Source organism: Facklamia sp. P13055, from assembly GCF_050409445.1.
Classification (GTDB): domain Bacteria; phylum Bacillota; class Bacilli; order Lactobacillales; family Aerococcaceae; genus Facklamia.
Window position 1 is genome coordinate 1 of the sequence record NZ_JBNUPL010000038.1, and the last position, 6498, is coordinate 6498.

The 6498-nt window shown below is 35.5% G+C and carries 3 protein-coding genes; all 3 read left to right on the forward strand.

What is annotated here, in order from left to right; translation table 11 throughout:
• The first annotated feature begins 329 nt into the window (after window positions 1–329).
• From ACQV2O_RS08330 to ACQV2O_RS08340, 3 genes are read left to right on the forward strand one after another with little or no spacing between them, the layout of a single operon-like run.
• A complete protein-coding gene (locus tag ACQV2O_RS08330; protein ID WP_428875538.1) occupies window positions 330–2117 on the forward strand; it encodes a type I restriction-modification system subunit M in 1788 nt (595 codons plus the stop codon).
• Window positions 2110–3381, forward strand: a complete 1272-nt coding sequence (locus tag ACQV2O_RS08335) for a restriction endonuclease subunit S (RefSeq protein ID WP_428875540.1) — start codon at window positions 2110–2112, stop codon at window positions 3379–3381. Before ACQV2O_RS08330 ends, ACQV2O_RS08335 begins: the two co-directional genes overlap by 8 nt.
• 13 nt (window positions 3382–3394) lie before the next feature.
• Window positions 3395–6424: a type I restriction endonuclease subunit R gene (locus ACQV2O_RS08340; RefSeq protein WP_428875542.1), complete on the forward strand. Its 3030-nt coding sequence runs from the start codon at window positions 3395–3397 to the stop codon at window positions 6422–6424.
• Window positions 6425–6498 lie beyond the last annotated feature (74 nt).

Below are 6498 nucleotides of genomic sequence, written 5' to 3' on the forward strand. Positions count from 1 at the left end.
TTTCAAGCAGTAGATTAATGGCATCTTCTAAGGCCTGACGAAACAGTTCATGAATCGATTCTCCTTGGGCTAGTGCTGTGAATCTTTTTGTGTTAAAGTCTTCCATAAGGGACCTCCTATTTGTGATTGTTTTGTGGTGATTACAATCTTACATAAGTGAGGTCTCTTTTTCTAGGGAGTTCCTGAGGTTACACAATTTATTTGACACTACCGTAAAACCTTTTCAAATACAATCCGATAATATGATATTATAGAATCAAAAATAGTTGCTGATAATATATAAATCATGATGAAGCAACTTTTAGAAAATCATGTCAGGAGATAGAGTAATGAATGAATTTAATCGTAATTTACAAACATCTATTAATGCGCAAAAACAAGCGAGTTTAATTTGGGGTGTAGCGGATATATTGAGAGGACTTTATAAACCGCATGAGTACGGTAAGGTCATCCTGCCAATGACAGTTATTAAACGCCTGCATGATACGCTAAATCCAAACCGCGAAAAGGTCCTACAAGTAGCACAGACTACTGTAGATATGAATGACACCATGAGAAATAAGCTTCTCACTAAAGCTTCAGGTTATTCTTTCTATAATACCAGTCCCTTTACATTTGAAACCTTATTAGCTGATCCATCTAATATTGAAAGTAATTTTCGGTTCTATCTAAATGGATTTTCAGACAATATGCAAGATATTCTGGAAAATTTTAAGTTTGCAGCTGAAATCAGCAACTTAGCTGAGAATGATAAACTCTATCACGTTATTCAAAAGTTCAGTGAAAAAGATTTTGATATGGGTCCTGATCAGATGACCAGTACCGATATGGGGTATATATTTGAGGAGTTAGTACGAAAATTTTCAGAAAGTTATAACGAGGAAGCCGGAGCTCACTTTACCAGTTGTGATATTATCTATTTAATGACGGATTTGCTTTTATTGGAAGATGCCGACACCTTGACAGGTCAAGATGTCGTAAAAACAGTGTATGATCAAACCATGGGAACCTCCCAAATGCTTTCTGCTATGACAGAGCGCATTCATGAAATGAACGAAAGTGCTGAGGTGGCAACCTTTGGTCAGGAATTAAATCCTGAAACATACGCCATTGCAAAAGCCGATACCATGATTCGGGGTGGAAATCCGGACAACATGGTATTAGGAAGTACGCTTTCCAGAGATGGGTTTGAAGGCTATACCTTTGATTATTGTATTTCGAACCCGCCATTTGGAATTGATTGGAAGAGTGATCAAAAGAAAGTTAGGGCCGAGCACGAGCTGGGCGAAAATGGTCGATTTGGCGTGGGTCTTCCTAGAATTAGTGATGGTCAGTTATTGTTTCAATTAAATGCTATTTCAAAGCTTAAAGAAACAGGAAGAATGGCAATTATTCATAATGGGTCAGCCTTGTTTTCGGGTAATCCTGGCGGAGGTGAGAGTTCAATTCGTCAGCACGTAATTGAAAATGACTGGTTAGAAGCTATTGTTCAACTACCAACTGATTTATTTTACAATACGGGTATTTCTACCTACATTTGGATCATTACAAAAAATAAGTCACAAGACCGTCAAGGGAAAGTTCAGCTAATTGATGCTTCTAAGATGTTTGAAAAACGTCGAAAAAACATTGGTGAAAAACGTGTGGATATCTCACAGGAATGTCGTGAAATCATTGTCAAAGCTTACGGAGAATTTTCCAATGCAGATTACAGTATAGATGATCGTGTAGTGAAGTCTAAACTATTTGATAATGAGGAATTTGGTTTTACAAGGGTGACGGTAGAAAGTCCTTTAAGAGATGAAAAAGGTAAAGTTGAACGGAAAAAGAATGGCCAACCAAAAGCTGATACTAGTTTGAGAGATACGGAGGATGTTCCACTAACAGAATCTATTGAAGATTACTTTAAGCGTGAAGTTATCCCTTTTAACCAAGAAGCTTGGTTAGATCGATCAAAAGATAAAATTGGCTATGAAATCCCCTTCACTCGTCTATTCTATAAGTACACAGCCCCTGAACCTTCAGAGATTATAGCTGAACGGATTAAACGCTTAGAAGAATCAATTATGGCAAACTTCCAAGCCTTATCCGGAAAGGATGTGGAAAACGTTGACTAGAAAAATGAAGGACAGCGGGGTTGAATGGATTGGTGAGATACCATCAAACTGGAACTTAATAAAATATAAGAAAATTGCAAACTCTGGGATGGGAACAACTCTATTAAAAAGTGAGTTAACTGATTACAAAACTAAAGACTCAATACCTGTGTATAGTGCTACTCAAGGAAGTGAATATTTTGGATATACTGAAAACAAAAATGTCATACTTGAAAAAGGCGACTTAGTCATACCAGCTAGAGGAAATTCTATTGGATATATAAAACTTGTAAATCAGATAGCGACATGCACTCAAACTACGATATATAGTAAAGTTTATTCAGATAAAATTGATGTTAAATTTTTAAAATATTGTGGGGATGGTTTAAAAGATAATTGGTTTTTCTATGATAAAACTGCAATTCCTCAAATAACAGTTAATCAAGTAAATAACAACTTAATACCTTTTCCAGACTTAAATGAGCAAATTAAAATAGTTCATAAACTAAACATACTTACTACCAATATAGATAATATTATTAAAAAGACCCAAAAATCTATCCAAGATTTAAAAAAATATAAACAATCCCTCATTACTGAAGCAGTCACAAAAGGAATAGACTCTAATGTCGAAATGAAAGATAGTGGAATTGAATGGATTGGAAAGATTCCAGAACATTGGCTTAGTTTGAAAATGAAATATTTGGGAAAAGTAAGAAATGGTTTAACTTATAAACCAGAAAACATATTGGATAACAGCAATGGAACGAGAGTATTACGTGCAGGGAATATTTTACAAAACAAATTAATATTAAAGGATAGCGAAGATATATTTGTGTCTCAAGATATCGTATCTGAAAAATTAAAATTAAAAAAGAATGATATATTAATCTGTTCAAGAAGTGGAAGTAAAGATTTGATAGGGAAAAATATTTTAATTAAAAATAATATTGAAGCAGCTTTCGGAGCTTTTATGATGGTTTTTAGAACATCAAAAGTAAGTAGTAGATATATATATTATATTTTAAACTCTGAAATATTCAGCTATTATTTGGGGTCATTTTTAACCAGCACTATTAATCAATTGACTAAAAGTAACTTTGATAATATGAAAGTAGTTATAACTGATGACATAAATGAACAACAACAAATCGTCGACTACTTGGATGAAAAAACCGCACTCATTGATAAGTTGATCGAAGATAAAACAAAAGTTATTGAAGAGTTAGAAAACTATAAAAAGTCACTGATCTATGAATATGTGACGGGAAAAAAAGAAGCCTAAGGAGGGGGATTTGATGCTTGAGAAAAGAGAAATACGTTTTGAGCAAGATATTGAAACGGCCTTAACTAACACTGGAGGTTGGAAGTCAGTAAAGTTTCGAGAGACTCACTATGACCCTTCGCTTGGGCTCGATGCCAAACTTCTAATAACCTTTATAAAAGATACTCAACCCCGTGAGTGGAAGCGATATGTCCTCATCTATAAAGAAAATGCGGAGAAAAGCTTTATTAAGCGTTTTAATGAGGAAGTAACCTCCCATGGTCTCCTTCATGTTTTACGTAAAGGAATACGCGACCGGGGTGTACATTTGCGTGTCATCTATTTTCGTCCGGTTTCGACCATTAGTATCGATAATTTAAAACTCTATGAAGCCAACTACTTTCAATGCATTCGCCAATTCCAATACAGTGCGAACAATCACAATTCAATTGATATGGTATTGGCTGTCAATGGAATTCCATTGGTTGCTTTAGAATTAAAAAATCAATATACCGGTCAAAGTGTCGAACATGCAAAACTCCAATTTGAGCGTGACCGTGACCCCAGAGAATTAGTTTTTCAATTTAACACACGCTTCCTGGTCTATTTTGCTGTCGATCATTACGATGTCTTTATGACAACCAAACTAGCTAAAAATAAAACTTATTTCTTGCCTTTCAACCAAGGGTCCAATGGTCCTGGTAATGTGGGAGGAGCCGGTAATCCTGCAAATCCTGATGGTTATCCAACGGCCTATTTGTGGGAAGAAGTCTTACAAGTCGGACAATTAATGGATATCATTGAGCGGTTTATGAATTATGAGGAAAAGAAACGTATCTTAATCTTTCCCCGTTACCATCAACTGGATGTGGTTAAAAAGTTAGTTAAAGATACAAAAATAAATGGTGCAGGAAAGAATTATTTAATTCAACATTCAGCCGGATCTGGAAAATCCAACAGTATCGCCTGGTTGGCTTACCATTTATCCTCTCTTCATGATAGCCATAATAGGCCTATTTATAGTTCGATTATTATCGTGACAGACCGAACAGTGCTGGATCGCCAACTTCAAAATACCTTATTAAGCTTTGAGCATACTACTGGCCAAGTTGAAACAATTGGTGAGAATAAAACCTCTCAACATTTGAAAGAGGCCATTAATGATAAGAAGAAAATCATTATAACTACCCTGCAAAAATTCCCGATTATCTACGATGAAGTGGATAATGTAAGTGGTCGCAACTTTGCGATTTTGATTGATGAAGCTCATTCCTCTCAAACTGGCAGCAGCGCTCAAAAATTAAAACAGGCTTTAGCAGACAAACAAGCATCATTAAAAGAATACCAAGAAATTGAAGAAACAATTGAGAACCAATCCCTGGATGAGCAGGACCAACTGGTTCAAACCTTGCTTTCTCAAGGACAACATCGTAATCTAAGTTTCTTTGCTTTTACTGCTACACCAAAGGAAAAGACAGTTGAGATGTTTGGGACTAAACAACTCGATGGTAGTTTTAAACCGTTTCATATTTACAGTATGCATCAGGCCATTGAAGAAGGATTCATTTTAGATGTGTTAAAAAATTACATGACCTACCGCACCTCTTACCGAATTGCTAAAGAAATTGCCGATAATCCTGAATTACCCAAAACAGAAGCAGTTCGAGCAATTTCTAGATATCAATCCTTTCATCCATGGGTTTTACGCCAAAAAACAGAAATTATGATTGAGCAATTTAGGGAAATTACGAAAAAGGCCATTAATGGGCGTGGTAAAGCCATGATTGTTACTTCTTCTCGATTGCATGCTGTGCGTTATATGAAAGAGTTCAAGCAATATATTCAAGAAAAAGGCTATGAAGATTTGGACGTACTGGTGGCTTTTTCTGGCACAGTGAATGATGAGGGGGAGGAATATACTGAAGCCAAACTCAATATCACCAAGTCCGGTGAACGTGTTCAAGAAAGTCAGTTAAAAGAAACCTTCCATAGCGACGATTTCAATTTGCTAATTGTAGCTGAAAAATATCAAACTGGTTTTGACGAACCACTTTTACATACTATGTTTGTCGACAAAAAACTACGTGGTGTCAAAGCAGTCCAAACCCTATCAAGACTGAACCGAACCATGCAAGGCAAGAAAGATACTTTCGTATTAGATTTTGTTAATACGGAAGAAGAGATATTAGAAGCCTTTCAACCTTTTTATGAAGCGACCAGCTTGAAAGAAGGAATCAATATCAATTTGATCTATGACACCCAGAGTAAATTACGCAAATTTTATATTTATAACGATGAAGATATTCAACAAATAATGAAAATCAACCGACAAGCTCAAAACAAACAAGACGAACGCTTATTGGGACGATTATCTAGCTTGTTTAAGCCAATTCTTAATCGTTATGAGGAATTAGATGACGATGTTCGTTATGATTTTAGAGTAACCTTACGTAATTTTAATAAGTGGTATAATTATATTGCTCAAATTGATCGGACGTTTGATCGAGACTTACTCGAGGAAAGTATTTTCACTAGTTTTTTACTGAAATTTATTCCAAAAGAAAAACGTGAAAAAGTAACGATTGATGACAAGGTAAAGCTAGAATATTATAAATTAAGACAGGATTTTCAAGGTGAACTTTCCTTGATTAAAGAAGATGTTGAAAGTGGAATGTTTGAGCATCCCCATTCAATCGATGCCAGTGTGAAACCGGGTGAAGACCACGATTCACTTGAACAAATTATTCAAGGCATTAATGAGCGTTTTCCTGAAGAATTTTCGGAAGGGGATCGGGTGCTCGTAGAAACAATGCACCGGACATTGAGGAAGAAGGCCGATGCTCGACTTGTGAATATGGCAAAGAATAATAGTGCGGAAATGTTTGAAAACAATTTGTTTAAAGACCAATTCCAAGACTTTGTTTTGGAACAGTATTCAGATAACCAAGCAGCCTATGGCAAGCTTTTCGATTCTGATCAGAATTATTACAATACCATTTATTCCTTTATCGCCAAAGACTTGTATAAATGGTTAAGATCTCAAAAACCTACGACACATGTTTAGTCGATAACTATTATAGTTAAAAAGGGGCTGTATCATAAGTCTCAAACCGAAAAACCACTATAAACGTTGTTTAA

Bases quoted from the DNA above. Each gene is read 5' to 3' on its own strand.
- ACQV2O_RS08330 (WP_428875538.1), top strand. From the start codon at position 330: ATGAATGAATTTAATCGTAATTTACAAACATCTATTAATGCGCAAAAA.
- ACQV2O_RS08340 (WP_428875542.1), top strand. From the start codon at position 3,395: ATGCTTGAGAAAAGAGAAATACGTTTTGAGCAAGATATTGAAACGGCC.